Source organism: Enterobacter sp. WP_7_1, assembly GCF_003688535.1.
GTDB classification, from domain to species: domain Bacteria; phylum Pseudomonadota; class Gammaproteobacteria; order Enterobacterales; family Enterobacteriaceae; genus Enterobacter; species Enterobacter asburiae.
Genome location: NZ_REFK01000007.1, coordinates 80,500 through 106,171, shown reverse-complemented (window position 1 = coordinate 106,171; position 25,672 = coordinate 80,500). Strand labels below are relative to the sequence as shown.

At 56.0% G+C, this 25,672-nt stretch carries 25 protein-coding genes; 12 read left to right on the top strand and 13 right to left on the bottom strand.

Annotated features, from left to right (window positions below):
* The first annotated feature begins 27 nt into the window (after positions 1–27).
* Positions 28–702: a tetratricopeptide repeat protein gene (locus BJ885_RS21500; RefSeq protein WP_121932725.1), complete on the top strand. Its 675-nt coding sequence runs from the start codon at positions 28–30 to the stop codon at positions 700–702.
* 80 nt (positions 703–782) lie between these two features.
* On the opposite strand, the gene gltP is transcribed toward BJ885_RS21500, so the two are convergent.
* A complete protein-coding gene (gene gltP / locus BJ885_RS21495) occupies positions 783–2,096 on the bottom strand; it encodes a glutamate/aspartate:proton symporter GltP (RefSeq protein WP_023310067.1) in 1,314 nt (437 codons plus the stop codon).
* 423 nt (positions 2,097–2,519) lie between these two features.
* Between gltP and acs the strand changes: the two genes are divergently transcribed.
* The 3 genes from acs (at position 2,520) to actP (ending at position 6,574) form a co-directional block, all read left to right on the top strand.
* Positions 2,520–4,478, top strand: coding sequence for an acetate--CoA ligase (acs, locus tag BJ885_RS21490; protein ID WP_115876906.1), 1,959 nt, complete (start codon positions 2,520–2,522; stop codon positions 4,476–4,478).
* 135 nt (positions 4,479–4,613) lie between these two features.
* Entirely contained in the window at positions 4,614–4,928 is a 315-nt protein-coding gene (locus tag BJ885_RS21485) for a DUF485 domain-containing protein (protein WP_023310065.1), read from the top strand.
* Positions 4,925–6,574, top strand: a complete 1,650-nt coding sequence (gene actP, locus BJ885_RS21480; RefSeq protein ID WP_038417698.1) for a cation/acetate symporter ActP — start codon at positions 4,925–4,927, stop codon at positions 6,572–6,574. Before BJ885_RS21485 ends, actP begins: the two co-directional genes overlap by 4 nt.
* A 32-nt stretch (positions 6,575–6,606) precedes the next feature.
* Here the strand turns inward: actP and BJ885_RS21475 are convergent, their stop codons facing one another.
* Both BJ885_RS21475 and BJ885_RS21470 read right to left on the bottom strand, forming a co-directional pair.
* Positions 6,607–7,296: an LrgB family protein gene (locus BJ885_RS21475; protein WP_038417700.1), complete on the bottom strand. Its 690-nt coding sequence runs from the start codon at positions 7,294–7,296 to the stop codon at positions 6,607–6,609.
* On the bottom strand, positions 7,289–7,699 hold the full coding sequence (locus BJ885_RS21470; protein ID WP_021242769.1) for a CidA/LrgA family protein: 411 nt from the start codon (positions 7,697–7,699) through the stop codon (positions 7,289–7,291). The genes BJ885_RS21475 and BJ885_RS21470 overlap by 8 nt, the downstream gene beginning before the upstream one ends.
* Positions 7,700–7,801: 102 nt before the next feature.
* Here BJ885_RS21470 and BJ885_RS21465 point away from each other — a divergent pair, with 102 nt between their 5' ends.
* Entirely contained in the window at positions 7,802–8,683 is an 882-nt protein-coding gene (locus BJ885_RS21465) for a LysR family transcriptional regulator (RefSeq protein WP_121932726.1), read from the top strand.
* Between the two features lie 95 nt (positions 8,684–8,778).
* On the opposite strand, the gene BJ885_RS21460 is transcribed toward BJ885_RS21465, so the two are convergent.
* From BJ885_RS21460 to soxR, 4 genes are all read right to left on the bottom strand, one after another.
* Complete coding sequence (locus tag BJ885_RS21460) at positions 8,779–10,425, bottom strand: Na+/H+ antiporter (RefSeq protein ID WP_029740207.1); 1,647 nt, start codon at positions 10,423–10,425, stop codon at positions 8,779–8,781.
* 150 nt (positions 10,426–10,575) lie between these two features.
* Positions 10,576–11,925, bottom strand: a complete 1,350-nt coding sequence (ghxP, locus tag BJ885_RS21455; RefSeq protein ID WP_047646881.1) for a guanine/hypoxanthine transporter GhxP — start codon at positions 11,923–11,925, stop codon at positions 10,576–10,578.
* A gap of 295 nt (positions 11,926–12,220) precedes the next feature.
* Positions 12,221–12,892: a glutathione S-transferase family protein gene (locus BJ885_RS21450; RefSeq protein WP_121932727.1), complete on the bottom strand. Its 672-nt coding sequence runs from the start codon at positions 12,890–12,892 to the stop codon at positions 12,221–12,223.
* 293 nt (positions 12,893–13,185) lie between these two features.
* The gene (gene soxR, locus BJ885_RS21445; protein ID WP_023310057.1) at positions 13,186–13,644 is read right to left on the bottom strand and encodes a redox-sensitive transcriptional activator SoxR; all 459 of its coding nucleotides are present in this window, start codon (positions 13,642–13,644) and stop codon (positions 13,186–13,188) included.
* A gap of 98 nt (positions 13,645–13,742) precedes the next feature.
* Here soxR and soxS point away from each other — a divergent pair, with 98 nt between their 5' ends.
* Positions 13,743–14,069, top strand: a complete 327-nt coding sequence (soxS, locus tag BJ885_RS21440; protein ID WP_013095071.1) for a superoxide response transcriptional regulator SoxS — start codon at positions 13,743–13,745, stop codon at positions 14,067–14,069.
* A 6-nt stretch (positions 14,070–14,075) separates the two neighbouring features.
* Here soxS and BJ885_RS21435 read toward each other — a convergent pair whose 3' ends face one another.
* Complete coding sequence (locus BJ885_RS21435) at positions 14,076–15,641, bottom strand: EAL domain-containing protein (RefSeq protein WP_121932728.1); 1,566 nt, start codon at positions 15,639–15,641, stop codon at positions 14,076–14,078.
* Positions 15,642–16,287: 646 nt separating this feature from the next.
* On the opposite strand from BJ885_RS21435, the gene BJ885_RS21430 reads away from it, so the two are divergent.
* Positions 16,288–16,569 (top strand): YjcB family protein, encoded by a 282-nt coding sequence (locus BJ885_RS21430; protein WP_008503385.1) that lies wholly within the window; start codon positions 16,288–16,290, stop codon positions 16,567–16,569.
* A 61-nt stretch (positions 16,570–16,630) separates the two neighbouring features.
* Here the strand turns inward: BJ885_RS21430 and ssb1 are convergent, their stop codons facing one another.
* Positions 16,631–17,161, bottom strand: a complete 531-nt coding sequence (ssb1, locus tag BJ885_RS21425) for a single-stranded DNA-binding protein SSB1 (protein WP_029740211.1) — start codon at positions 17,159–17,161, stop codon at positions 16,631–16,633.
* 250 nt (positions 17,162–17,411) lie between these two features.
* Here ssb1 and uvrA point away from each other — a divergent pair, with 250 nt between their 5' ends.
* Positions 17,412–20,234 carry an excinuclease ABC subunit UvrA gene (gene uvrA / locus BJ885_RS21415; RefSeq protein ID WP_029740212.1) on the top strand — a complete coding sequence of 941 codons (2,823 nt, stop codon included), beginning with the start codon at positions 17,412–17,414 and terminating at the stop codon, positions 20,232–20,234.
* A gap of 3 nt (positions 20,235–20,237) precedes the next feature.
* Here the strand turns inward: uvrA and BJ885_RS21410 are convergent, their stop codons facing one another.
* The 4 genes from BJ885_RS21410 to tyrB all read right to left on the bottom strand — a co-directional run bounded on the left by BJ885_RS21410 (position 20,238) and on the right by tyrB (position 23,252).
* On the bottom strand, positions 20,238–20,591 hold the full coding sequence (locus BJ885_RS21410) for an MmcQ/YjbR family DNA-binding protein (RefSeq protein WP_023310053.1): 354 nt from the start codon (positions 20,589–20,591) through the stop codon (positions 20,238–20,240).
* 2 nt (positions 20,592–20,593) lie between these two features.
* Positions 20,594–21,010 carry a secondary thiamine-phosphate synthase enzyme YjbQ gene (locus tag BJ885_RS21405; RefSeq protein ID WP_029740213.1) on the bottom strand — a complete coding sequence of 139 codons (417 nt, stop codon included), beginning with the start codon at positions 21,008–21,010 and terminating at the stop codon, positions 20,594–20,596.
* Positions 21,011–21,123: 113 nt separating this feature from the next.
* A complete protein-coding gene (gene aphA, locus BJ885_RS21400; RefSeq protein ID WP_059347291.1) occupies positions 21,124–21,837 on the bottom strand; it encodes an acid phosphatase AphA in 714 nt (237 codons plus the stop codon).
* Between the two features lie 221 nt (positions 21,838–22,058).
* Complete coding sequence (tyrB, locus tag BJ885_RS21395) at positions 22,059–23,252, bottom strand: aromatic amino acid transaminase (RefSeq protein WP_121932729.1); 1,194 nt, start codon at positions 23,250–23,252, stop codon at positions 22,059–22,061.
* A gap of 206 nt (positions 23,253–23,458) precedes the next feature.
* Between tyrB and BJ885_RS21390 the strand changes: the two genes are divergently transcribed.
* From BJ885_RS21390 to BJ885_RS21375, 4 genes are all read left to right on the top strand, one after another.
* Positions 23,459–24,016 (top strand): DUF2589 domain-containing protein, encoded by a 558-nt coding sequence (locus BJ885_RS21390; protein ID WP_029740216.1) that lies wholly within the window; start codon positions 23,459–23,461, stop codon positions 24,014–24,016.
* Positions 24,017–24,091: 75 nt separating this feature from the next.
* Positions 24,092–24,694 carry a DUF2589 domain-containing protein gene (locus BJ885_RS21385; protein WP_072034188.1) on the top strand — a complete coding sequence of 201 codons (603 nt, stop codon included), beginning with the start codon at positions 24,092–24,094 and terminating at the stop codon, positions 24,692–24,694.
* Positions 24,694–25,143 carry a lysozyme gene (locus BJ885_RS21380; RefSeq protein ID WP_121932730.1) on the top strand — a complete coding sequence of 150 codons (450 nt, stop codon included), beginning with the start codon at positions 24,694–24,696 and terminating at the stop codon, positions 25,141–25,143. Before BJ885_RS21385 ends, BJ885_RS21380 begins: the two co-directional genes overlap by 1 nt.
* An 18-nt stretch (positions 25,144–25,161) precedes the next feature.
* Positions 25,162–25,644, top strand: a complete 483-nt coding sequence (locus BJ885_RS21375) for a ribonuclease domain-containing protein (protein ID WP_050583713.1) — start codon at positions 25,162–25,164, stop codon at positions 25,642–25,644.
* The last annotated feature ends 28 nt before the right edge of the window (positions 25,645–25,672 follow it).

Below are 25,672 nucleotides of genomic sequence, written 5' to 3'. Positions count from 1 at the left end.
CGGCGTGTACCCCGATGATAAGAACCCATGAAACATATTTTTCTGTTGTTGTTACTTTTTACATCGCTTGTCCGTGCCGACGAGATTGGCAGTCAGTACAAAGAACAGGCTGAAGCGGGTGACGCCCGTGCCCAGTATTATTTGGCCGATACATACCTTAGCTCCGGTGACAGCAAGCAGGCCGCGCTGTGGGCCGAGAAAGCCGCTAAAGGTGGCGATGTCGACGCCATGGGGCTGCTCTCTCAAATCCTCTTTACCCAGGGAAATTATGCGCAAGCTAAGGCACTGGCGCAGCAGGCAACCATAGCGGGCAGCAAACGCGGCGCGATCATGCTGGCGCGCGTGCTGGTCAATACTCAGGCAGGTAAAACTGACTATCCTCAGGCCATCAAACTGCTGCAAACGGCGGCCGAAGATATCGATAACGATTCTGCGGTAGATGCGCAAATGCTGCTCGGGCTGATTTATGCCAACGGCGTTGAAGTGGCCCAGGACGACGTGCAGGCCGCCTCGTGGTTCAAGCGGAGCTCGGCACTTTCACGCACGGGCTACGCCGAGTACTGGGCAGGGATGTTGTTCAGGCAGGGAGAGAAAGGCTTTATCACGCCCAATAAACAGAAAGCGCTCTACTGGTTGAACCTGAGCTGTACGGAAGGGTTTGATACGGGATGCGAAGAGTTTGATGCGTTAAGCGGGGAGTAAAGTGCCGGGTGGCGGCTTCGCCTTACCCGGCCTACAAAACCCGCAGGCCCGGTAAGCGCAGCGCCACCGGGCTTAGGATGTTACTGGTCGGCCGTCTTATCAAAACGACCCAGCACCTCGCGTTCATACGCCAGCGCTTTTTTACGATCGAATTTGTGTTCCCACTTGGCGATAACCAGCACCGCCAGAGCATTCCCCACCACGTTCAGCGCGGTACGCGCCATGTCGAGGATACGGTCAACACCGGCGATAAACGCCAGACCTTCCAGCGGAATACCGACGCTGCCAAGCGTTGCCAGCAGCACCACGAAGGAGACGCCCGGAACGCCTGCAATACCTTTGGACGTCACCATCAGCGTCAGCACCAGTACGATCTCCTGCCACAGCGACAGGTCAATGCCGTACAGCTGCGCAATAAAGATAGCGGCGATGCTCTGGTACAGCGTCGAACCGTCCAGGTTAAAGGAGTAGCCGGTCGGTACCACGAAGCTGGTAATAGAGGCAGGCGCGCCGTAGGCTTCCATCTTCTCAATGATGCGCGGCAGCACGCTCTCAGAACTTGCCGTGGAGTACGCCAGAATCAACTCATCTTTCAGGATGCGAATCAGGATCCAGATGCTCAGCCCGCACAGGCGCGCCACGATCCCCAGCACCACCAGCGCGAAGAACAGAATGGCGAAGTGCACCAGGAGCACCAGCTTCGCCAGCGGCCACAGGGAGGCAAAACCGAAGTTCGCCACGGTCACCGCGATAAGCGCAAACACCCCTACCGGCGCGTAACGCATCACCATGTGGGTCACTTTAAACATGGTTTCGGAGATAGAGCGGAACACGGTCACCAGCGGTTCGCGATGCGTCGCCGGCAGTGAAGAGAGTCCCAGACCAAACAGCACCGAGAAGAAGATGATAGGCAGCATCTCGCCCTTCGCCATCGACGCCACGATGTTGGTCGGCACCAGCGACAGAATAGTGCCCATCAGGCCATGCGCATGACTCTGCACGTCAGCGGTCGTACTTTGGTATTTCGAAATATCCACCGTGGCCAGCTGCGACATATCGATCCCGGAACCCGGCTGGAACACGTTCGCCAGCGTGATACCGAGGATAATCGCAACCGTAGTGATCACTTCGAAATAGATAATGGTTTTCGCGCCAATACGGCCTAACTGTTTCGCATCGCCGACGCCCGCAATACCGACCACCAGCGTCGAGATCACAATCGGTACCACAATCATCTTGATCAGATGAATAAAGATATCCCCTGCCGGAGAGAGCAGGTTCGCAATCAGCCATTCGCGGCTGTCGCTATGATAGTGGAGGTAACTGCCCAGCAAGATGCCCAGCACAAGGGCGATTAAGATCTGCCAGGCAAGGCTGACTTTAACGTTTTTCATAGAAACTGACTTCCTCAATGAAGCGCCTTATTCACTCAAACTGCATGAACAGGGAGACATACTGAAAGGGTATGAATTGTGTTGCGTTGGTTTATGGGATTTTTTAACGCGGCGTATGAGTATCATTTGCGCGACCTGTTGCGCAAGCCTTAAAGAACGACGCGTTTCACTCATAAAAGCGACGATGACGGGAGTTTGTTCTAATTCTTATAAATAACCTTTTGTTATAAAAACGCTTTTTTAAACATAAATGTGAATAATCGTCAGCATCAATTATTTTCCTTCAAAGTTTCATTCGCTCAATTTTCATACTCTTCAAACAATGCGTGATCTGTAGCCCAAATAATAAACAAAGCTTGTAAAGCCCCTACAATTAACGTTTTTGCGACATATTATTAACATCTTACAAGGAGAAAAAAAGCCATGAGCCAAATACATAAACACGACATTCCCGCAAATATTGCGGACCGTTGCCTGATCACCCCGGAGCAGTACCACGAGAAATATCAGCAATCTATCACCGCCCCGGACACCTTCTGGGGTGAGCAGGGCCATATCCTTGACTGGATCAAACCTTATCAGAAGGTGAAGAACACCTCCTTTGCACCCGGCAATGTCTCCATTAAATGGTATGAAGATGGCACCCTGAACCTGGCGGCGAACTGCCTCGATCGTCACCTTGCCGAGCGCGGGAACGAGACGGCCATCATCTGGGAAGGCGATGATGCCTCGCAAAGCAAACACATTACCTACAAAGAGCTGCACCGCGACGTGTGCCGCTTCGCCAACGTCCTGCTGGAAAAGGGCATTAAAAAAGGCGATGTGGTCGCTATCTATATGCCGATGGTGCCGGAAGCGGCGGTGGCCATGCTGGCCTGCGCGCGTATCGGCGCGATCCACTCGGTAATTTTCGGCGGGTTCTCGCCAGAGGCGGTAGCGGGCCGCATTGTCGATTCCAGTTCAAAACTGGTGATCACCGCCGATGAAGGCGTGCGCGCCGGGCGCGGTATCCCACTGAAGAAAAACGTCGACGAAGCGCTGAAAAACCCGAACGTCAAAACGGTCAGTAACGTTATCGTCCTTAAGCGTACCGGCGGCAAAATCGACTGGAACGAGGGGCGCGACCTGTGGTGGAGCGACCTGATCGAGAAAGCGAGCGACCAGCATCAGCCGGAAGAGATGAACGCAGAAGATCCGCTGTTCATTCTTTATACCTCCGGCTCCACCGGTAAGCCGAAAGGCGTGCTGCACACCACCGGCGGCTATCTGGTCTATGCGGCCACCACCTTTAAATACGTCTTCGACTACCATCCGGGCGACATCTACTGGTGTACCGCCGACGTGGGCTGGGTTACCGGACACAGCTATCTGCTGTACGGCCCGCTGGCCTGTGGCGCAACCACGCTGATGTTTGAGGGCGTACCAAACTGGCCGACCCCGGCGCGTATGTGTCAGGTGGTCGACAAACACCAGGTCAACATTCTCTACACCGCGCCAACGGCGATCCGCGCATTAATGGCGGAAGGCGATAAAGCCATCGAAGGCACTGACCGCTCTTCATTGCGCATCCTCGGTTCCGTGGGTGAGCCAATCAACCCTGAAGCCTGGGAGTGGTACTGGAAGAAAATCGGTAACGAGAAATGCCCGGTGATGGACACCTGGTGGCAGACCGAAACCGGCGGTTTCATGATCACTCCGATGCCGGGCGCCACGCAGCTGAAGGCCGGTTCCGCAACCCGTCCGTTCTTCGGCGTGCAGCCTGCGCTGGTGGATAACGAAGGCAACCCGCTGGAAGGCGCCACCGAAGGCAACCTGGTGATCACAGACTCCTGGCCGGGTCAGGCGCGTACTCTGTTCGGCGATCACGATCGCTTCGAGCAGACCTACTTCTCGACCTTTAAAAACATGTACTTCAGCGGCGACGGCGCGCGTCGTGACGAAGATGGCTATTACTGGATAACCGGGCGCGTGGACGACGTGCTGAACGTCTCCGGCCACCGTCTGGGCACCGCTGAGATTGAATCGGCGCTGGTGTCGCATCCGAAGATTGCCGAAGCCGCCGTGGTCGGTATTCCGCACAACATCAAAGGCCAGGCGATTTACGCCTATGTCACCCTGAACCACGGCGAAGAGCCGTCGCCTGAGCTCTACGCTGAGGTGCGCAACTGGGTGCGTAAAGAGATTGGCCCGCTGGCGACGCCGGACGTGCTGCACTGGACCGACTCGCTGCCGAAAACCCGTTCCGGCAAAATTATGCGTCGTATCTTGCGCAAAATCGCGGCTGGAGACACCAGCAACCTCGGTGATACCTCAACGCTCGCGGATCCTGGCGTGGTGGAAAAACTGCTCGAAGAGAAGCAGGCCATCGCGATGCCTTCCTAGTGTTTTCTCCCTCTCCCCGTGGGAGAGGGCTGGGGTGAGGGCATCAGACCGCACCTTCCTCCCCTCACCCTAACCCTCTCCCCAAAAGGGAGAGGGGACTAAAAACAAACCTACCTTACCTTTGGAGACTCTGTGATGAATAACGATATTTGTCAGCAGATAGAGAATAGTGCGCACTACAGGGAGCTCGTCGATAAGCGGCAACGGTTTGCCTTCATCCTTTCCATCATCATGCTGGTTATCTACGTCGGCTTTATTCTGCTGATCGCCTTTGCCCCGCACTGGCTGGGCACTCCGCTGCACGAGGGTACCAGCGTGACGCGCGGTATTCCGATTGGCATTGGCGTGATTGTGATTTCATTCTTGCTGACCGGCGTCTACGTCTGGCGCGCGAACGGTGAATTCGATCGACTTAATAAAGCGGTACTGCAAGAGGTAAAAGCATCATGAAGAGAGTTCTGACGGCGCTCGCCGCCACGCTTCCCTTTGCCGCCCACGCGGCGGATGCCATTACCGGCGAGGTCCAGCGCCAGCCAACCAACTGGCAGGCCATTGTGATGTTCCTGATTTTCGTCCTGCTGACGCTGTACATCACCTACTGGGCGTCGAAACGCGTGCGCTCCCGTAATGATTACTACACCGCAGGCGGCAATATTACCGGCTTCCAGAACGGGCTGGCGATCGCGGGTGACTTTATGTCCGCCGCCTCGTTCCTCGGGATCTCCGCGCTGGTGTACACCTCCGGCTATGACGGCCTGATTTACTCCCTCGGCTTCCTCGTCGGCTGGCCGATCATCCTGTTCCTGATTGCCGAGCGCCTGCGTAACCTGGGCCGCTATACCTTCGCTGACGTGGCTTCGTATCGCCTGAAGCAGGGGCCGATTCGCACCCTCTCTGCCTGCGGCTCGCTGGTGGTGGTGGCGCTGTACCTGATTGCGCAGATGGTCGGCGCGGGTAAATTGATCCAACTGCTGTTCGGCCTGAACTACCACATCGCGGTGGTGCTGGTTGGCGTGCTGATGGTGATGTACGTCCTGTTCGGCGGCATGCTGGCAACCACCTGGGTGCAGATCATCAAAGCGGTATTGCTGCTGTTCGGCGCCAGCTTTATGGCCTTTATGGTGATGAAACACGTCGGGTTCAGCTTCAATAACCTGTTTACTGAAGCGATGGCGGTCCACCCGAAAGGGGAAGCGATCATGAGCCCGGGCGGGCTGGTGAAAGACCCGATATCCGCGCTCTCGCTGGGTCTCGGCCTGATGTTCGGCACCGCTGGCCTGCCGCATATCCTGATGCGCTTCTTTACCGTGAGCGATGCGCGTGAAGCGCGCAAGAGCGTCTTCTACGCCACCGGTTTCATGGGTTACTTCTATATCCTCACCTTTATCATCGGCTTTGGCGCGATCATGCTGGTGGGGGCGAACCCGGCGTTTAAAGACGCGGCGGGCGCACTGATTGGCGGTAACAACATGGCGGCGGTGCACCTGGCTGACGCGGTGGGCGGTAACCTGTTCCTCGGCTTTATCTCCGCCGTGGCCTTCGCCACCATACTTGCGGTGGTTGCAGGGCTGACGCTGGCCGGCGCGTCTGCGGTGTCGCATGACCTCTACGCTAACGTGATTCGTAAAGGCGCGAGCGAGCGCGACGAGCTGAAGGTCTCTAAAATCACCGTGCTGGTGCTGGGCGTGGTGGCGATACTGTTAGGCATTCTGTTCGAGAAGCAGAACATCGCCTTTATGGTGGGGCTGGCCTTCTCGATTGCGGCAAGCTGTAACTTCCCGATCATCCTGCTCTCCATGTACTGGTCGAAACTGACCACGCGCGGCGCGATGATTGGCGGCTGGCTGGGGCTGCTGACGGCGGTGATCCTGATGATTCTGGGCCCAACCATCTGGGTGCAGATCCTCGGTCACGCAAGCGCTATCTTCCCGTATGAATACCCGGCGCTGTTCTCTATCGCCGTGGCGTTTATCGGCATCTGGTTCTTCTCGGCCACCGACAATTCGCCGGAGGGTAACCTGGAGCGTGAGAAATTCCGCGCCCAGTTTATCCGTTCTCAAACCGGCCTGGGCGTCGAGCAGGGCCGCGCGCACTAAGCCTTTCTCCCCGGTCATTCTGGCCGGGGAGCTTAAAACATCACCCACGCCACCAGCGGCGCAATCAGCACCATTACCACGCCCGAAAGCATCATCACCAGGCTTGCGACAACGCCCTCCTGCTGGCCCAGCTCATACGAACGTGCCGTGCCCGCCCCGTGCGATGCCGCGCCAAACCCCGCGCCTTTCGCCATCCCTTCACGGATCGACAAGCGCAGGAACAACATATCGCCGACCGCCATACCGAACACACCCGTCACGACAACAAACAGCGCCACCAGATCCGGCTGCCCGCCGAGCGGTTTAGCCGCCGCCAGCGCAAACGGCGTGGTCACCGAACGCACGGCCAGGCTGCGCTGAATTTCATCGGGCAGCGTAAACAGCCGCGCCAGCCAGACGGAGCTGCACACCGCCACCACCGTGGCGGTGATCACGCCTGCGCTGAGCGACATCCAGTGGCGTTTGATAATGGCGAGGTTGTCGTAAACGGGGACGGCAAAAGCGATGGTCGCCGGGCCGAGCAGCCACAGCAGCCAGTGGGATTCGCCAATGTAGTTTTGCCAGGAGATATGGCCGAAGACCAGCATCAGCACCAGCAGGATCGGCGTGAAGACCAGCGGCATCAGCGGTAGCGCGTGAAAGCGGCGATAGAGCCGCTTGTTGGCAAAGTAGATAATTAGCGTCGCAATCAGGCACAAGACGCTGATCTGAAAATTAGTCATGTTTATGCCTGCTGATTTCAAAGCGATACACTTTATCCACCACCCAGGCGGTCGCCCCCAGCACCATCAGCGTACTCAGCGCGATAACCGCAAAGATTCGCCAGCCGTCCACCATCAGCAGCTGGGCGTAGTTCACCACCGCCACCACGGCAGGAACAAAGAACAGCAGCATCTCCGCCAGCAGCCAGCGCGCCCCGGCGCGCACCCAGTTAAGGGGGATCACGCGGCACAGAATAAGCGTGAGCATCAGCAGCATCCCGACAAGATTGGCAGGCAGCGGCAGATGCAGCCAGCCGACAAGATATTCCGCGAAAACAAACAGTCCCGCGTAGAGCAGTACCTGCACCGGGACCTGGAGTCGTTGCACAACGGCAGGCGTAACACGGCTTAACGCCACGGCCATGGGGGTTTTCCTCAAAAATGAGACGAGGCGCCAGTATAGAGAGCGCACGGTATGGACTGAAATGAATTAAAATCATCAAAGGTATAGTTTCGAGGAATAATCATGGACATAAGAACGCTGCGCTATTTTGTCGAAGTGGTTCGTCAGCAAAGTTTTACCCGCGCAGCGGAGAAGTTGTTTGTTACCCAGCCCACCATCAGCAAGATGCTGAAAAACCTCGAAGATGAACTGAACTGTACCCTGCTGATCCGCGACGGGCGCAAGCTGTTGCTGACCGACACCGGACGCGTGGTGTTCGAACGCGGGCTGGCGATTCTGGCGGAGTTTCGCCAGCTGGAAGCAGAGCTGGGCGATATCAATCATCTGAAGAAAGGTGTGCTTCGCCTCGGCATTCCGCCAATGGTGGGGATGATGATGGCCGGACCGATCGGCCTGTTTCGCCAGCGTTATCCCGGCGTTGAGCTGAAGATTTCGGAGTTTGGTGGGTTAACCGTCCAGCAGGCCGTCACCAACGGCGAGCTCGACGTGGCAATGACCGCCCTTCCCGTTGAGGAAGAGAGCGGTCTGGCGACGCTTCCGCTCTTTAGCCACCCGCTGTGCGTGCTGGTTCCCCGCTCCGGCGACTGGCTGAAGTTAGACTCGGTGAGACCTGAACTGCTCGGCGAGCACCCTCTGCTGATCTACAACGAAGACTTCGCTCTCAGCCGCCAGCTGATGACGCTGTTTAACCAGCATAACGTCAAGCCGCGCATAGCGGTGCGCAGCGGACAGTGGGATTTCCTGGCGGCGATGGTGCAGGCCGGCGTGGGGATTGCCATTCTGCCGCAGCCTATCTGCGAGCGTCTGGATAAAAACACGCTGCGCTGGATCCCGCTGGAGAGCGACCTGCACTGGCAGCTGGGGATGATCTGGCGTGAAGGGGTGTATTTATCGCAGAGCGCGCAGGCGTGGCTGCAGTGTTGTGAGGGGTTTTGGGTGCCCTGACCCCTCACCCCAACCCCTCTCCCCATAGGGGCTAGGGGCTCGATCGGTTCCCTCTCCCCTGTGGGGAGAGGGCTAGGGTGAGGGGCAAAACAGCGCTACTGATTCTCTATCAACAGCGCTTCCAGCAGGTCCAGATCGTGCAGCAGCTTTTGCAGCGTTTCGTTGCTGATCTGCCGCGTGGCGCGCAGATGGTACAGCTCGGCACGCTCGGAGCGCAGCGCCGCCAGGCGGAACCGGCGCTCCAGGTTCTCCTCCTGCAGCGAACTTTCCACGTCGTTGCGCCCGTCAGCGCGGCGGCGCAGGTTACCAATCACGCGGGAACTGACTTCCGTCAGCAGCTGATTGTCGATGTTCTCTTCCGCATCCGCGGCCAGACGCTCTTCCATTTTCTGAATCGCGACAATTGCCACTTCGGCAGTCGCCGCCCGGGCAATACGTTCTTCTTTATGCTGCTGGGTCGAATCACCGGCATCAATATGCTGGAGTAAAATCGGCAGCATAATCACGCCGACAAACAGTGAGAACAGAATCACGCCCGCCGCCAGGAAGACCAGCTCGTAGCGCGCCGGGAAGACGTCGCCCGTAGGCAGCAGCAGCGGAATGGAGAGCACACCAGCCAAAGTGATCGCCCCGCGTACGCCCGCAAAAGAGGCGATCAGCAGCTCACGCGTTGTCCACGAGCCGAACTCCATCGGCTTTTTCTTCAGGAAGCGCACGCTGAATCTCTTCATCGTCCACAGCCAGCCGAAACGCACCAGCATCAGCGCCAGGTAGATCAGCACGATGTCGGTAAACAGCATCCAGACCTCAACGTTCGGGTCGGCTTCGGCCGCCACCAGCGAGGATTCCATAATGCCCGGCAGCTGCAGGCCCAACAGCAGGAACACCATGCCGTTAAAGACAAATTCCAGCATGGCCCAGGTGCTGTTAGCACGCAGGCGCATGGCCAGCGGCGCGCGGCGCATTACGCCGGAGCGGGTGATGGTCATCCCTGCCGCCACCGCTGCCAGAATGCCCGACACGCCGATATGTTCGGCAATCAGATAAGAGGCAAACGGCAGCAGGAACAGCAGTACGATCTGCGTAGCGGGCTCATCGCCGCCCCAGCGGCTGAGGAAGCGCAATGAGCGGCCGTAAAGCCAGCTCACCACGAAACCTGCGAGAATACCGCCAATCGCTACCTTGAAGAATTCCAGGGTTGCGCCGCCGACGGTAAAGACCATCGTGCCCATCGCAACGGCCACGGCAAACTTCAGGGCAACCAGGCCGGAAGCGTCGTTCATCAGCGCCTCACCTTGTAAAATCCCCATGATTTTCTTCGGAATACGGCCTTCACCCACAATGCCGGACAGCGCCACGGCATCGGTTGGCGACAGCACGGCGGCCAGCGCAAAAGCCGGTATTAATGGAATGCCCGGCACCGCCCAATAGATCAGAAAACCAATCCCGACGACGGTGACCACCACCAGCGCCAGCGCCAGGCCGAAGATCTCGCGCCCGTGCTCAAGGAATTCGCGCGTGGGCGTTTTCCAGCCATCGGCAAACAGCAGCGGCGGGATAAACAGCACGAGGAACAGTTCGGGGTCAAATTCCACGTGCAGGCCAAACGTCGGCCACGCCAGCAGCGCGCCGATGGCAATTTGCATTAATGGCAGGGGGACCTGAAAGGGCAGTACGCGTGTAACCACCCCGGATAGCGAGACCACAAGGGTCATGATGAGTATTGTGAAGAAGATTTCCATGCGTTCCCTGTTTGCTGTGTTGCTTATGTACTCCGGAAGGCGTCGTGCCTTTTATTCTATCTTCCCCAGAGTAACGCAAAAGGCAACAGGATGAGTCCTGAAAATAAAAACGGGCGGCCTGAGCCACCCGTTTTCGCATCAAAGGACAACTTAGATTGCCCAGCCGCCCGCGTAGAATGCCACCAGCGCAACGGCGATAATCACGGTGCCGACGTTCAGCTTGCGCCACTCACCGGAGACCAGACGACCAATCACCAGCGACGCGAAGCCGATCATAATGCCGGTCACGATGTTACAGGTCAGCACGATGAAGACCGCGGTAATCAGGCCAGACATCGCGTCAACGAAATCCGCAAAATCGATTTTCGCCACGTTGCTTAGCATCAGCAGGCCAACGTACATCAGCGCTGGCGCGGTCGCATACGCCGGAACCAGATAGGAGAGCGGAGAGAGGAACAGGATCAGCATGAACAGCACGCCGACGGTGATCGCCGTCAGGCCGGTTTTACCGCCTGCCGCCGTACCCGCTGCGGATTCGATGTACACCGCCGCAGGCGCCGCGCCCACCAGGCCGGAGAAGACGCTGCTCAGGGAGTCAGTGGTCAGCGCTTTGCCGCCGTCAATAATCTGACCGTCTTTATCCAGCAGGTTCGCCTGACCGGCCACCGCACGAATGGTACCGGTCGCGTCAAACACGGCGGTCATGACCAGCGCCAGCACGCTTGGCAGGATCACCGGGTTCAGCGCGCCAACGATATCCAGGCTGCCAATCAGGGAGTTGCCTTTGTCATCGCTCAGCGACGGCATGGCGAAGATACCGGAGAAGTGCACGGTTGGATCGAAAATCAGGCCGACAACGGAAACACCGATAATGGTCAGCAGAATACCGCCCGGGACCTTCAGTTTTTCCAGACCGATAATCACCGCCAGACCGATCAGCGACATAATCACCGGGAAGCTGGCGAAGTGGCCCAGCGCTACCGGCAGACCGTCCAGCGGGTTCTTGATGACCAGACCAACGCCGTTGGCGGCGATCAGCAGCAGGAACAGGCCGATACCGATGCCGGTACCGTGCGCCACGCCCTGCGGCAGGTTGCGCAAGATCCAGCTACGGATGCCGGTCGCCGAAATCACGGTAAACAGCACACCCATCAGGAACACGGCACCCAGCGCAACCGGTACGCTGATGTGCTGACCCAGCACCAGGCTGAACGCGGTAAACGCGGTCAGAGAGATAGCGCAACCAATCGCCAGCGGCAGGTTCGCCCACAGGCCCATCACGATGGAGCCCACGCCGGCTACGAGGCAGGTCGCCACAAAGACGGCCGCTGGCGGGAAGCCTGCTTTGCCCAGCATGCCCGGCACAACGATGACGGAATAAACCATCGCCAGAAACGTTGTCAAACCGGCAACAATCTCCTGGCGCACGGTGCTGCCGCGAGCCGAAATTTTAAACATGGCGTCAAGTGAACCGCCAGTACGCGCAGATGGCGTAGACATAGAAAACATCCCCTGAGAGTTTTTTTAGGAAGTCCGTAAGCGAGGTGGAGACGCCACTGCCAGCTGAACGTCAAATCCTTGTGTTGCGTTTGTGACGAAAGGGCGTCACAAAAAAAGCAAACGTTTAGCTCCGCGCTTACAAACGGGTGGTCAAATTAAGGCAAACGATTATCTAGCGTAATCCCCGCCCTTTTCAACTGAACTTTCTCGTTTTTCGCTAAAATTCACTTATGACGCTGAAGAAATAAACAGAGGATGCGCAAACGTTATCGTCTATGCGCAATTTGTTTACATTTCAGTCCTCACCGGGAATAGATAACGGTCCCCCTTGTTCCAGGGTTCTTTGCCAGCCAGGGCTGTTCTCAACTTTTGTCTTCCATGCCTGAATATGCGGCAGATTAGCGATACCGCCGCGTGCCAGCAGCGCAAAGATCGGGAAGCTCATCTGGATATCGGCCATGCTGAGCGTATCCCCGGCAAACCAGCTGTTTTCGGCAAGATGTGATTCAATAAAGCGCGCATGGGTCTCCAGCTGACGGTTGAGATACGCTTTCTGCACCCCCTGCCCCAGCGCTTTGCCCAGGGTTCTGATACCAAACGGCACCGGCGGCTTGCCGAGGCTGTTGAAGACCAGCTTCATTAACAGCAGCGGCATCAGGGAGCCTTCGGCGTAATGCAGCCAGAAGCGGTATTGCACCTTATGCGCAGGATCCAAAGGCTTAAGCCGCGACTCGGCATCGTACGTTTCCTGCAGGTACTCCAGGATGGCGCCAGACTCCGCAAGAATCAGCCCGTTATCTTCGATGACCGGCGATTTGCCCAACGGATGCACCTTTTTGAGAGCCTCCGGTGCCAGCATGTTCTTTTCGCGCTGGTAGTGAACGATCTCATAAGGCAGGCCGAGTTCTTCCAGCGCCCAGATCGCGCGGTGCGAGCGCGACTGGTTAAGGTGGTGTACCGTGAGCATGGTTTTCTCCTGTTATTCATACTTTTTAACTATAGAAAATTGAACAACACCGCGAAAAAAATTCGTCGAAAAAACGGTCGATGAGGCTGGCGAAAAAACGGGTCTTGCATAGAATTAAAGTGTCAGCACAATCCGGAACCTCCCCAACCAGCTCGACACTGAGGGGTGCTGACGTCGGGGGAAACCCTCCCGTGAACCAGCGGGATAGAGTGAAAGACAAAGACCGGGAAAAACTAAAGCGCCCTTATGTGGCGCTTTAGTTCTTTATAATGCTTTTTACCGGCCGCACAAACTCAGTCCTCTTCCAGCAGCCGCGCCCCCGTCCCCTGCTCGCCCAGCCTGTCGCCAGGGTTACGCAACGGACAATCGCTACGCGAAAGGCAGCCGCAGCCGATACAGCCATCCAGCTCATCACGCAGGACGACCAGCGTATGAATACGCCGGTCCAGCTCTTCACGCCACTGGGACGACAGCTCTTTCCACTCTTTCGGGCTCAGCGTATGCCCTTCCGGCAGCACGCCAAACGCCTCGCCGATCGTGGCCAGGGGAATTCCGATTCGTTGCGCAATTTTGATAATCGCCACGTAGCGGAGCACGTCTCGGGTATAGCGGCGCTGGTTGCCGCCGTTGCGGATGCTTTTAATTAACCCTTTGCTTTCATAGAAGTGGAGCGCCGATACCGCAACGCCGCTTCGCTTCGCCACTTCACCGGGAGTTAAAAGCGCTTTAATTCGCGGCAATCTCTTTTCCATAAAACCTCTTTACCTCAAGTTAACTTGAGGAATTATACTCGCCCGCAGAGAAAACGACGAATTAACCGAGATAGTTGTATCTACAGAGGGGCAACCTTATGTCGCATCAGCAGATTATTCAGACGCTTATTGAATGGATTGATGAACATATCGACCAACCGTTGAACATTGATGTGGTCGCTAAAAAGTCGGGCTATTCGAAATGGTATTTACAGAGAATGTTCCGCACGGTCATGCATCAAACGCTGGGCGAGTACATTCGCCAGCGCAGGCTGCTGCTGGCGGCGCAGGCGCTACGCTCAACGCAGCGGCCCATTTTTGATATCGCGATGGACCTTGGCTATGTGTCGCAACAAACCTTTTCCCGCGTGTTTCGCCGCGAGTTTGACCGCACGCCGAGCGACTATCGCCACCAGTTGAATTAATCACCCTCAGTGCAAAGGCTGCTGCTGCCAGGTCATAAATTCCTGGGGCGGCATCGCTTTCGCGAAGTGCCATCCCTGACAAAACTGGACGCCGCGCTTCAACAGCCAGCTTACCTGCTCTGCCGTCTCTACCCCTTCCGCAATGGTTTTCAGCCGCAGGCTTTGCGCCATCTCGATAATATGCTCGGCGATCAGGTGGCTGGTACTGTTGGTCGTTAAGGTATCGATAAACGATTTATCGATTTTCAGAATATCCACGTTCAGCGAGTAGAGGTTGTGCAGGTTCGAGTAGCCGGTACCGAAATCATCGATCGCGACTTCGTAACCCGCCTGACGGAAAGCCTGAATCACCGGCGTGGTTTTTGGCACATCGATAAAACCGCGTTCCGTCACTTCTATTTTGATTTGCTGCGCACGGACGGCGTAGTGGCGGGCCTTGTCGGAAATCATGGCGATCAGCCGCGAGGAGTGGAAATCCGTGGCCGACAGGTTAATCGAAATATAGAGATGCGGATGCTCGGCCAGGAAATGACCCAGATCGTTGAACACCTCCTCAACGACATAGTCCGTAATCCGCTCGCTCATCCCCTCATTTTCCGCCAGCGGAATAAACTCTGCCGGGCTCATCACCTGCCCGTTAAAACCGGGCCAGCGTAACAGCGCCTCCGCGCCCACGCACTGGTTATTCTTAATATCAATAATCGGCTGATAGTGAACGCAAAGCTGTCGTTTGTTCAGCGCCCGGTGCAATAAGCGCCCCGGCGAATTGAGCTCACGATGGGTACGCGACCATACCAGCAAAATAATAATGCTGCAGATCATGCCCAGCGGCAGCGTCAACGTCGCCTGGTGATAAAGCGTTTCATAAAAACGTTTATTCGATGTCGAGACAATGGCCGCAATCGGTCTTTTGGGAGATGTTACGATCGTATAAAAGCGGTTATCTTTTTGAAATACCGATTCCTTATCCCGAATCATCGAATTTAATAAAGAAACATTGGCTTTCTGGCTGACGGAAAAGAAAGCATTGGTTACCGTGTCGTACACACCCCAGGAGAGAGAATGATCCGCGGACATGACTTCGCTGTATGAAAGCGGATTGACGACCACCACATAATTTCCGCGCTGCATATATGTCATTTTATAGCCAGTATAAAATGGGGTATCGCGATAATAATAGATAGCGACGTCAGGTTTACGCGTGTAATTAGCGACAGGAATGGCGTAGGGATGATCCGGTGTAAAAACGGTCGAACAAAGAAAATTCTGACCTTCAGCGTAAATTAAATCGGCGACAAACAGGCGGCCACGAACAACGTTCAGCATATATTGACGGTGTCCCGGCGTGCAAAGCTCACCCTGATATTTTACAGCCTCGTTCCTGGCCAGCTCAACCTGTTGAATAACCAGCTCTGTTTTGTCTAAAGCCAGTTCAGCAAATGTGCGTAGCTGGGCACTTGTTTCAGAAACGGCTCGTAGCTGGGCAAACCATAGCGCAAGCATCACCGGCAGCATAACTACCATGATGATCCCTACCACCCTGAGCATTTTGCGCCGCGCGCTACGATTCATTTCCCGCCCTATATCCCTGCATGTTGTACGCCTGTAGTAATGAAGGCCGGATGCTTTGTTAAACAGGTGATTACGTTGCATGAATCATGCGAAGTTAGCAACTGACTTTTAGTATTAAAAATCTTAAATTTCGTTATGCCGATAATATTTTCCCGTAAGTTAAACTGTAAGTATTCGTTCCGTTTCAATTAAGGAAAATAATTATCCAGCCCGTTTGGGCTGACGGGAAGATAACACAACAGACGATCGTTGATTAAGCCAAACGTCTGACAGCATGAAAAAAGTACAACTTCATCAGGACGTTTTATGCTATTTGCTCGGAGGCATTGTGTTCGTTGATTTATAAATAGTCAGCCTTCACCACAATATTTTCAGGATTGGGTGAGAATAACGTCCCTCTTATAAAAACCGAATTTGCGGCTTCTCCACCTGCCCGATGGGCGTTTCCGGCGCGCTGTGTGCCCACCTCCTCATGCACTGAAGGCCGAACCAACCCGCACAATCGCCTTTTCTGAGGAATAAAATCCTCTTTTTTGATCGCTCAGATACTGGCGAATAAATCAACAAATGTGATATAGTTCACACATATTTTGTAACGAGAAACACCGTTTCATTCAGTTCGTCTGTTTTGTAGAGGATGGGTTTTATGGCAACCATTACTACCAGCATGGTTCTCCTGCGCTGGCCTTTGTTGAGTGCGGTACTGATGTTTTTAGCCAGCACGCTGAATATTCAGTTTCGTAAATCTGACTATGCGGGTCTTGCTGTCATCAGCACCCTCCTGGGGCTGGGTGCGGCCTGCTGGTTTGCAACGGGTCTGCTTGGCATCACCCTGCTGGATATCGCCGCCGTCTGGGAAAATATTAAAGTGGTGATGGTTGAGGCGATGAGCCACACGCCGCCAGACTGGCCGATGGTGATTACCTGATCCCTGACGGAATAAAAAAACCCAGACGATAGTCTGGGTTTTTGTTTTCAGCACGCGGAAATCAGAACGGAATGTCGTCGTCGAAATCCATTGGCGGTTCGTTAGACGGCGCCGGAGCAGACTGCTGCTGCGGACGAGACTGGGCGCCGCCGCTGAACTGGTTGCCGCCCTGCGGCTGCTGAGGCTGACCCCAACCGCCCTGCTGCTGGCTCTGGCCGCCACCTGCCGGTGCACCACCGCCCTGACGGCCACCCAGCATCTGCATGGTGCCGCCCACGTTGACCACGACTTCTGTGGTGTACTTCTCAGCGCCGGCCTGATCGGTCCATTTGCGGGTACGCAGCTGGCCTTCGATATAGACCTGAGAACCTTTACGCAGATACTCACCGGCCACTTCGGCCAGTTTGCCAAACAGCACTACGCGGTGCCATTCGGTCTGCTCTTTCATCTCACCGGTCGCTTTATCACGCCAGGATTCGGAAGTAGCCAGCGTAATGTTGGCAACTGCGCCACCACTCGGCATGTAGCGTACTTCCGGGTCCTGGCCCAGATTACCGACGAGAATCACCTTGTTTACGCCTCTGCTGGCCATGTTCGTGTCTCCTGAATACGTTTCTTAATAGTGTAAACGCGCGAGTGTACCATTTCCATGCTGCACTTTGATAGTTGCGTAGCACGTTCCAGAGTTCTCCCGCAACTCCACATTGTTACACAGCCAATCAGAAAATGCATTCCAATACTGTATATTCAAACAGGTCAAATTGTGTCATAATTAGCCGTTTCTGACAGCCGTTTGTCCTTCAAACAAATCAGGCAATCCGTGTTCCAACCGGGAAAGGTGAATGGATAAGATCGAAGTTCGGGGCGCCCGCACCCACAATCTCAAGAATATCAACCTCATAATCCCTCGCGACAAACTCATTGTCGTGACCGGGCTTTCGGGGTCTGGCAAATCCTCACTGGCTTTCGACACTTTGTATGCCGAAGGACAGCGTCGTTACGTTGAATCGCTCTCTGCGTACGCGCGTCAGTTCCTGTCGCTGATGGAAAAACCGGATGTCGACCACATTGAAGGGTTGTCCCCTGCTATCTCTATTGAGCAGAAGTCCACCTCGCATAACCCGCGCTCAACGGTCGGTACCATTACCGAAATTCATGACTACCTTCGTCTGCTGTATGCCCGCGTGGGTGAGCCGCGCTGCCCGGACCACGACGTCCCGCTGGCGGCCCAGACCGTCAGCCAGATGGTGGATAACGTGCTGTCGCAGCCGGAAGGCAAACGCCTGATGCTGCTGGCGCCGATCATCAAAGAGCGAAAAGGCGAACACACCAAAACGCTGGAAAACCTGGCAAGCCAGGGCTATATCCGCGCCCGTATCGACGGCGAGGTGTGTGACCTGTCCGATCCGCCAAAGCTGGAGCTGCAGAAGAAGCACACCATCGAGGTGGTGATTGACCGCTTTAAGGTGCGCGACGATCTCGCCACGCGTCTGGCGGAATCTTTTGAAACGGCGCTGGAACTCTCTGGCGGCACGGCCGTGGTCTCCGACATGGACGACCCAAAAGCGGAAGAGCTGCTCTTCTCCGCCAACTTCGCCTGCCCGATTTGCGGCTACAGCATGCGCGAGCTGGAACCGCGCCTGTTCTCATTCAACAACCCGGCGGGCGCGTGTCCGACGTGTGACGGCCTGGGCGTCCAGCAGTATTTCGACCCGGACCGCGTGATCCAGAACCCGGAGCTGTCACTGGCGGGCGGCGCCATTCGCGGCTGGGACAAGCGTAACTTCTACTACTTCCAGATGCTGAAGTCGCTGGCGGAGCACTACAAGTTCGACGTCGAAGCCCCGTGGGCGAGCCTGAGCCCGAACGTGCACAAAGTGATCCTGTTCGGTTCCGGCAAAGAGAACATCGAGTTCAAGTATATGAACGATCGCGGCGATACCTCCGTGCGTCGCCACCCGTTCGAAGGGGTGCTGCACAACATGGAGCGCCGCTACAAAGAGACCGAATCCAGCGCGGTGCGCGAGGAGCTGGCGAAGTTCATCAGCAACCGCTCCTGCGCCACCTGTGAAGGCACGCGCCTGCGTCGCGAAGCGCGCCACGTGTTTGTGGAAAACACCGCGCTGCCGACTATCTCAGACATGAGCATCGGCCACGCGATGGACTTCTTCAACAACCTGAAGCTCTCCGGCCAGCGCGCGAAAATTGCCGAAAAAGTGCTGAAAGAGATCGGCGATCGCCTCAAGTTCCTGGTGAACGTCGGCCTGAACTACCTGACGCTTTCCCGCTCGGCGGAAACGCTCTCCGGCGGTGAAGCCCAGCGTATCCGTCTGGCGAGCCAGATTGGTGCAGGTCTGGTAGGCGTGATGTACGTGCTGGATGAGCCGTCCATCGGCCTGCACCAGCGCGACAACGAGCGTCTGCTCGGGACGCTGGTTCACCTGCGCAACCTCGGCAACACGGTAATTGTGGTCGAGCACGATGAAGATGCGATCCGCGCGGCCGACCACGTCATCGACATTGGCCCAGGCGCTGGCGTACACGGCGGCCAGGTGGTCGCGGAAGGCACGCTGAAGGACATCATGGCGGTGCCCGAGTCGCTGACCGGCCAATTTATGAGCGGCAAGCGCAAGATTGAAGTGCCGAAACAGCGCGTAGCGGCAGATCCGGAAAAAGTGCTGAAGCTGACCGGCGCGCGCGGCAACAACCTGAAAGACGTCACCCTGACGCTGCCGGTTGGTCTGTTTACCTGTATCACCGGCGTGTCCGGTTCCGGTAAATCGACGCTAATCAACGATACGCTGTTCCCGATTGCGCAGACGGCGCTGAACGGCGCGACGCTGGCCGAGCCTGCGCCGTACCGCGATATCCAGGGTCTGGAGCATTTCGATAAGGTTATCGACATTGACCAGAGCCCGATTGGCCGTACCCCGCGCTCTAACCCGGCGACCTATACCGGCGTCTTTACGCCCGTACGTGAACTGTTTGCCGGCGTGCCGGAAGCGCGCTCCCGCGGCTATACGCCTGGACGTTTCAGCTTTAACGTACGCGGCGGCCGCTGCGAAGCGTGCCAGGGCGACGGTGTGATCAAGGTTGAAATGCACTTCCTGCCGGATATCTACGTGCCGTGCGACCAGTGCAAAGGCAAGCGCTATAACCGCGAAACGCTGGAGATTAAGTACAAAGGCAAAACCATCCACGAAGTGCTGGACATGACCATCGAAGAGGCGCGCGAGTTCTTTGACGCCGTCCCTGCGCTGGCGCGTAAGCTGCAGACGCTGATGGACGTAGGCCTGACCTACATTCGTCTGGGACAGTCCGCAACCACGCTGTCCGGCGGTGAAGCGCAGCGCGTGAAGCTGGCGCGTGAGCTGTCAAAACGCGGCACCGGTCAGACGCTCTACATTCTGGACGAGCCGACTACGGGCCTGCACTTTGCCGACATCCAGCAGCTGCTCGAGGTTCTGCATCAGCTGCGCGATCAGGGCAACACCATCGTGGTCATCGAGCATAACCTGGACGTGATTAAAACCGCGGACTGGATTGTCGATCTCGGCCCGGAAGGCGGCAGCGGCGGCGGTGAAATTCTCGTCTCCGGTACGCCAGAGACCGTTGCAGAGTGCGAAGCCTCGCACACCGCGCGCTTCCTTAAACCGTTGCTGTAATTGTCACACGGAGAGTTGCTGTCGGGTGGTTTCCGGCAGCAGCTCAACCGCCTGCTGATAGGACGCGTCCACCAGGTAGTAAATCTGCGAGCCTGGAATCGACCCATCCAGATAGACGGTGCTCCAGTGCGCCTTATTGAGGTGCTTGCTCGGCCTCACGTCATCATGCTGTTGACGTAGCAAATCCGCCAGTTCAGGGCTGGTTTTCAGCGACGCCGCCGGGCGGCCTTCCACCTCTTTCACCATCGCAAACAGCACATCACCCACCTTAATCTGCGTGGCTTTCCAGTCGCTGTGGACGCTCTGCTCCGCGCCGGGCTTGCTCATGCAGTACTGAAGTATCTCCGAAATTGTCATCTTTATTCCCCTTGTAGCGTGGCGATAATTTTACGCGAACCACCGTGAATGCGATGCTCTCCCAGCCAGATCCCCTGCCACGTTCCCAACATCAGCCGCCCGTTGTGAACCGGCAGCATCAACGATACGCCCAGCAGGGAGGATTTAATATGCGAAGGCATGTCGTCCGCCCCCTCATAGTCATGCTCATAAGGCGCGTTGTCCGGGACGCTCTTCAGAAAATGGTGCTCCATGTCGGACCGGACGGTGGGATCGCAATTTTCATTAAGCGTGAGAGAGGCGGACGTGTGCTGAAGCAGCAGATGCAGCAAACCCGTTTTCACCCGCGACAGGTCGCGGAGTTGACCGATGACTTCATCCGTCACCAGGTGAAATCCGCGTGGTTTTGCGCTTAAGGTCAGGGTCTGTTGGTACCACATGTGCTGCTCCGTGATGAAAGATGAATCTTTCTAAGTGTGCAGCAAGAAGACGAAAGGTAAAACCCGCAGCAGCGAGATTTGATTAAAAAAGAGTCAAACCCGCTGCCGGGTACTTAATACTCCGAGTTGACGATCACCTCTTCGCCAAACTTTCCGGCCATCGGCAGCGGTCGATAGGTCGAGTTAGAGGCACGTAACACCCTGATCCCTCTGGCTCCCACGTCATGCGCGGCGGTGATGTCGTTATCCGAATCGCCGTAGAATACTTTGATATTTTTCTTTTCCAGCCACTGGGTTTTGGTGTTTTGCCCTTCTTTGTCACCGGCAAAAATTACCGGATTCATGCTGGTCGCCGGGATCTGGAAATCATCCTGCAGCGTTTTAGAGACGGTTTCGGTTTTGGTCTGACTGCGGCCGGTGACAAAGTAGATGCTGTCACCGCGCTTCACGTGCATGGCAATAAGCGCACGGGCAACCTCTTTCGGGATGCTGAATTCGTCCCAGCCGTTATTCATTTTTTCCCAGAATTCCGGGTTCTTCAGATACGCTTCGCTGTCGGGTGAATACGTTTTCTTCCCGCGCCAGAAGCCGGGGCTTGAGAAAAGCACGGTATCGTCAATGTCAAAACCCACGGCCATTGGCGCACGGCCCATCAGGCTGTTTTCGATTTGGGCCACGGAAACCCAGTGAATGGGCGCCTGCTCGGCGAGAATGGCGGCGGTGGTGCCGGTGTAAAGCGGCGTCGGGGCAGAAGCTCGCGCGACGACGGCGCTATTAAGCGAGAACAATAAGCAGGCGGCGCTGAGCGCCAGTGTGATCTTGCGCATATTTTCCCCTGAATATTCAGTTTGTTATCGTTTTAATTTGAGTAGATGGTCAAAAAACTATCCGACCATAACCCCAGCGGGAGGTGAAGGGAAGGAGTTTTTGCTTATGAAGCTGAATAAAAAGAAGACGATCACAAAGCGCCGGGCAACGTTTTTGTGCGGCATGATGCCCTCACCCCGGCCCTCTCCCACAGGGAGAGAGCGAAGTGAATAGTAAGTACTTACATCACAGCAGCAAACGCCTGCGCCACGCGATGAACGTTGCTGGCATTCAGGCCCGCCACGCACATACGGCCGCTGGCGATCAGGTAAACGCCGAACTCTTCGCGCAGGCGATCGACCTGCGCAGCGCTCAGTCCGGTATAGCTGAACATCCCTCGCTGCTTGAGCAGATAGTCGAAGTTATGTCCCGGCACCGCCTCTTTCAGCACGTTAACCAGCTCCTGACGCATGGCCAGGATGCGCTTACGCATCGCTTCTACTTCGGCAAGCCAGGACGCTTTCAGCTGTTCGTCGCCGAGAACCGTCGCCACCACCTGCGCACCAAAGTTCGGCGGGCTGGAGTAAATGCGGCGCACCGTCGCCTTCAGCTGGCCGAGCACGCGACCCGCCGCTTCGGCGTCTTCACAGACCACGGACAGACCGCCAACGCGTTCACCGTACAGGGAGAAGATTTTAGAGAAGGAGTTGCTGACCAGCGCTGGCAACCCTGCGCTGGCCACGGCGCGGATGGCGTAAGCATCTTCTTCCATGCCTGCGCCAAAGCCCTGGTAAGCAATGTCGAGGAACGGAATCAGGTCGCGGGCCTTCAGTACCTCAATCACCGCATCCCACTGGGCGTTGGTGAGATCCGCCCCGGTCGGGTTATGGCAGCATGGGTGCAGCAGCACAATGCTGCGCGCCGGCAGCGTGTTCAGTTTTTCCAGCAGCGCTTCAACGCGCACGCCGTTCGTTTCGCTGTCGAACCACGGATAGGTCGCTACTTTGAAGCCTGCGCCCTCGAAGATCGCAACGTGGTTTTCCCACGTCGGGTCACTGACCCACACGCCTGAATCCGGGAAGTATTTTTTCAGGAAGTCTGCACCCACTTTCAGCGCACCCGAGCCGCCCAGCGTCTGGATGGTCGCCACGCGCTTTTGCGCGAGCACCGCGTGATCGGCACCAAACAGCAGCGGCGCAATAGTGCTGCGATAGGCATTTAACCCTTCCATCGGCAGATAAAGTGAAGCACCGTGTGGAACAGCGTTCAGACGCGCTTCAGCTTCGGCAACGGCCTGCAGCTGAGGAATAAAACCCTCGTGGTTGTAATACAAACCGATGCTAAGGTTCACTTTGTCGCTGCGAGGATCTTCTTTGAAACGCTCCATTAAGGAGAGGATAGGGTCGCCGGCATAGGCGTCAACTTTCTGAAACACGCGATGGTTCTCCGGAATTCGATGAGGCAGGGATTTCAACAATAAACCGGAAAATCACTCAACACCACCCCTTAAGATTATCCTGCGATCGGCATAGGTTTTTTGCGTCCTCTCGCCATGCCATTTACCCAATATTTTCCCCTTCTCGCTTTCCGTAATGTGGCTCCTGCGCAACCGCGCATTCACTGATTCAAGGAGTTCACATCATGGATTCACAATTTATTGGTTCAGTTATTAACGCCCTGCCGCTGGAACATATGATCGGCGGTCCGCTGCAGGCGATGATCAAAGCACAGGTCCAGGCGAGCAAGGCCTATACCGACTTCCTGCTCTCCGTCTGTATTAAAGACGGCAAAGCTGTCGCGATCGAGTTTGACTACGACGAAACCGTGGTAGACGAACAGGGGGTCAATAAAGGCAGCGTGACCCGCAAGATGAGTATTCCACTCCTGGCGGCTGTCACCCACCCCATCATCTGCATCGAGGACGGCACCATCGACTTCGAGCTGGAAGTGAGCCAGAGCGAAGCCAGTTCCAGCAGCACCGAAGCGGAGGCTTCCGTGGAAGCGTCCATCGGCTGGGGCGTTTTCAAAGCGAAAATGACCGGCAAGGTCTCCCATAAATCGGAGCAGACCCGTTCGACCGATACACGCGCGAAATATTCCATTCATACCCAGATTAAACGCCAGGAACCACCTGAAGCTCTGCAGCGCGTGATTGATTACCTGACCAACGCCAAAACCAAGCCTGTCGCCGCGCAATAATCTTCCACGCCGCGACATAGGTGCGATTCCGTAACGCAGGGGCTACCCGGGTAGCCCTTTTTCCAGGAGCGAAATATGTCTTTTAAAAAATGGCTGCGCGGCGGCAAGGATGAAGAGCCGGAAAACAGGGCGGGCAAAGAGGATGAAGGCACGCCACCGGTACAGGAAAACACGCCTCCATCGCCTACAGCCGATATTCCCGGCGTGCCGATCTCGCTTGAAGATATCACGCGTGGGATGCAGTACGCGGCCACTGCGGCCAATGAACTGATTGCTCAGCAGTATATGAAGGCGCTGGATCCCTTTTTCGAACCCGCAGAAGACGGTTCGTTAATTCCACGCACCGTACAGCTGGCACTGGATGAAAAGCACTACTTTGACCTGCCCTTAGTCGCGCTTTCAACACCGCGCGGGCTGATGCTGGAAAAGATGAAGGTCAACCTGACGATCCGCACGGAAGGCATGCAGGCGCCTTCCCGCCAGTCCGGTGAAAACGAATTTGGCCGCTTTCACGTCAGCCTTTCGCCTTCCAGCGATAACAAAGGCGGGCGTGACAGCCGCCACGTCGATGTTGAGATGCAATTTACCGCACTTGAGCCACCGGAAAGCGTCATGCGTTTGATTGACGAATACACCAACAAGGTGATTCCCCGTCCGAAAGCAGAGGAGACTCCGTAATGCAAAAACAACCAGAACGTACAGGTGACAAGGGCATTCAGCTTATTTGCCAGTTTGAAGGGCTGAGGCTGGAGCGTTATCGCGATGCCGTAGGTTTATGGACCATCGGCTACGGCCATTTGATCCTCAAAGAGGAGATGGAAAAGCTCACCAAAATTACCACCGGTGAAGCCAAAGATCTGCTGCGCAAAGATCTGAAACGCACCGAGGACGGCGTGAAAAAACTGTTGAACAGCGCTTCGACACAGAACCAATTCGACGCGCTGGTTTCGTTCGCCTTCAACCTTGGCGTGGGCAATTTAAAGAAATCCACGCTGCTCAAAAAATTCAACGCAGGTGACATTCAGGGCGCCGCAATGCAGTTCAAAAGCTGGAATAAGGCAGGTGGTAAGGTTTTGACCGGGCTTACCCGACGCCGCGAAGCGGAAATGAAGCTATTTCTTAGTTAATTCAACAGGAAAAATACAATGAAACCACTATCCATAGTGAAAATGGCCGTACTGTCTGTTTCGTTATTCACCGTGTTACAGGCAACCGCCGCCATGCCAACCTGCGAAGAGGAAATAAAGGAAGCCAACGCCTTTTTATCTTCTCAGGGTATGGTGCCCGTCAATAACGTGACCGATCTGGCGACAACGCTTCGTCATATAAAAAACTTTGGACGCCTGCCCGACCGCTATATCACCTCGGATGAGGCCAAACGCCTCGGCTGGTCGGGTAGTGAAAACGAATCGCTTTGGGGAGTGAAACTCACCAATCAAAAATGGATCGGTGGTGATAAATACAGCGATCGCGCTCTTCCTTCCAGTCTGCTCTGGCTTAGCGCGGATGTCGATGTCGTGAAGGGATATCGCTCTCCCAAGCGTTTGATTTACAGCCTGTCAGGGCAACAGCGCTTTATTACGACCGATAAGTATCAGCATATTGTTGAGCTGGATCCCTGCCAATAATAAGCGCCCGTTACGATAATAAATCCCC

What these genes read in the sequence shown, in the direction of transcription:
- BJ885_RS21500 (WP_121932725.1), top strand. Translation starts at nt 28, where the DNA reads ATGAAACATATTTTTCTGTTGTTGTTACTTTTTACATCGCTTGTCCGT.
- gltP (WP_023310067.1), bottom strand. Translation starts at nt 2,096, where the DNA reads ATGAAAAACGTTAAAGTCAGCCTTGCCTGGCAGATCTTAATCGCCCTT.
- acs (WP_115876906.1), top strand. Translation starts at nt 2,520, where the DNA reads ATGAGCCAAATACATAAACACGACATTCCCGCAAATATTGCGGACCGT.
- BJ885_RS21485 (WP_023310065.1), top strand. Translation starts at nt 4,614, where the DNA reads ATGAATAACGATATTTGTCAGCAGATAGAGAATAGTGCGCACTACAGG.
- actP (WP_038417698.1), top strand. Translation starts at nt 4,925, where the DNA reads ATGAAGAGAGTTCTGACGGCGCTCGCCGCCACGCTTCCCTTTGCCGCC.
- BJ885_RS21475 (WP_038417700.1), bottom strand. Translation starts at nt 7,296, where the DNA reads ATGACTAATTTTCAGATCAGCGTCTTGTGCCTGATTGCGACGCTAATT.
- BJ885_RS21470 (WP_021242769.1), bottom strand. Translation starts at nt 7,699, where the DNA reads ATGGCCGTGGCGTTAAGCCGTGTTACGCCTGCCGTTGTGCAACGACTC.
- BJ885_RS21465 (WP_121932726.1), top strand. Translation starts at nt 7,802, where the DNA reads ATGGACATAAGAACGCTGCGCTATTTTGTCGAAGTGGTTCGTCAGCAA.
- BJ885_RS21460 (WP_029740207.1), bottom strand. Translation starts at nt 10,425, where the DNA reads ATGGAAATCTTCTTCACAATACTCATCATGACCCTTGTGGTCTCGCTA.
- ghxP (WP_047646881.1), bottom strand. Translation starts at nt 11,925, where the DNA reads ATGTCTACGCCATCTGCGCGTACTGGCGGTTCACTTGACGCCATGTTT.
- BJ885_RS21450 (WP_121932727.1), bottom strand. Translation starts at nt 12,892, where the DNA reads ATGCTCACGGTACACCACCTTAACCAGTCGCGCTCGCACCGCGCGATC.
- soxR (WP_023310057.1), bottom strand. Translation starts at nt 13,644, where the DNA reads ATGGAAAAGAGATTGCCGCGAATTAAAGCGCTTTTAACTCCCGGTGAA.
- soxS (WP_013095071.1), top strand. Translation starts at nt 13,743, where the DNA reads ATGTCGCATCAGCAGATTATTCAGACGCTTATTGAATGGATTGATGAA.
- BJ885_RS21435 (WP_121932728.1), bottom strand. Translation starts at nt 15,641, where the DNA reads ATGAATCGTAGCGCGCGGCGCAAAATGCTCAGGGTGGTAGGGATCATC.
- BJ885_RS21430 (WP_008503385.1), top strand. Translation starts at nt 16,288, where the DNA reads ATGGCAACCATTACTACCAGCATGGTTCTCCTGCGCTGGCCTTTGTTG.
- ssb1 (WP_029740211.1), bottom strand. Translation starts at nt 17,161, where the DNA reads ATGGCCAGCAGAGGCGTAAACAAGGTGATTCTCGTCGGTAATCTGGGC.
- uvrA (WP_029740212.1), top strand. Translation starts at nt 17,412, where the DNA reads ATGGATAAGATCGAAGTTCGGGGCGCCCGCACCCACAATCTCAAGAAT.
- BJ885_RS21410 (WP_023310053.1), bottom strand. Translation starts at nt 20,591, where the DNA reads ATGACAATTTCGGAGATACTTCAGTACTGCATGAGCAAGCCCGGCGCG.
- BJ885_RS21405 (WP_029740213.1), bottom strand. Translation starts at nt 21,010, where the DNA reads ATGTGGTACCAACAGACCCTGACCTTAAGCGCAAAACCACGCGGATTT.
- aphA (WP_059347291.1), bottom strand. Translation starts at nt 21,837, where the DNA reads ATGCGCAAGATCACACTGGCGCTCAGCGCCGCCTGCTTATTGTTCTCG.
- BJ885_RS21390 (WP_029740216.1), top strand. Translation starts at nt 23,459, where the DNA reads ATGGATTCACAATTTATTGGTTCAGTTATTAACGCCCTGCCGCTGGAA.
- BJ885_RS21385 (WP_072034188.1), top strand. Translation starts at nt 24,092, where the DNA reads ATGTCTTTTAAAAAATGGCTGCGCGGCGGCAAGGATGAAGAGCCGGAA.
- BJ885_RS21380 (WP_121932730.1), top strand. Translation starts at nt 24,694, where the DNA reads ATGCAAAAACAACCAGAACGTACAGGTGACAAGGGCATTCAGCTTATT.
- BJ885_RS21375 (WP_050583713.1), top strand. Translation starts at nt 25,162, where the DNA reads ATGAAACCACTATCCATAGTGAAAATGGCCGTACTGTCTGTTTCGTTA.